Source organism: Cellulomonas carbonis (genome assembly GCF_014636275.1).
In the GTDB taxonomy this organism is placed as follows: domain Bacteria; phylum Actinomycetota; class Actinomycetes; order Actinomycetales; family Cellulomonadaceae; genus Actinotalea; species Actinotalea carbonis.
The window spans coordinates 1-522 of record NZ_BMEB01000063.1 but is presented as its reverse complement, the minus strand read 5'-3'; the positions used below and the strand labels follow the sequence as shown (position 1 = coordinate 522).

Here is a 522-nt window from a genome sequence, read left to right as displayed (position 1 = left end):
AGTTCGTCGGGGTCGTAGTCGACAGTGATCGTCGACCAGTTCTTCGTCGCCGGGTTCTCATTGCCGTCGAGATCGGGGACGAGGTCCTGTTCGTGCTCGATCGAAAGCACGTCGATTCCCGAATCGATGGCGAAATCGGAGACCGGAGCACCGACCGTCATCAGGGCAGTGACGTTGACATCGTCGAGGAACGCGGGGTCCGCGGCCAGAGAGCCTGCGGTGATTCCTCCCTGCGAATATCCGACGAGCATGACCTCGGCGCCGCGACCGATCCCGGCATCGGCGATCGCCTGGCGCACCATTTCGCGCATCACGGTGTCGTTGCCGGCCATGCCCTGCACGTTGGTCGTCAGGTCCGTCGTATTGTCACCCGACTTCGGAGACCAGTCGGTGGTGGCCGGGACGTAGACGATATAGCGGGTCGTCCCATCGGGTCCGACGACCTCCTCGATGCGGACCTGTCCGGAATCGGCTCCGCGGTGGCAGTTCGCTTCGCGGATGAAGAGGTCTTCGACGTCACGC

Annotated in this window: 1 protein-coding gene; it reads right to left on the bottom strand. The window is 63.4% G+C overall.

Features of this window, described 5'->3' with window-relative positions; translation table 11 throughout:
• The coding region (locus IEV86_RS17710; protein ID WP_498067587.1) for an alpha/beta hydrolase at positions 1–522 on the bottom strand (522 nt) is incomplete at both ends.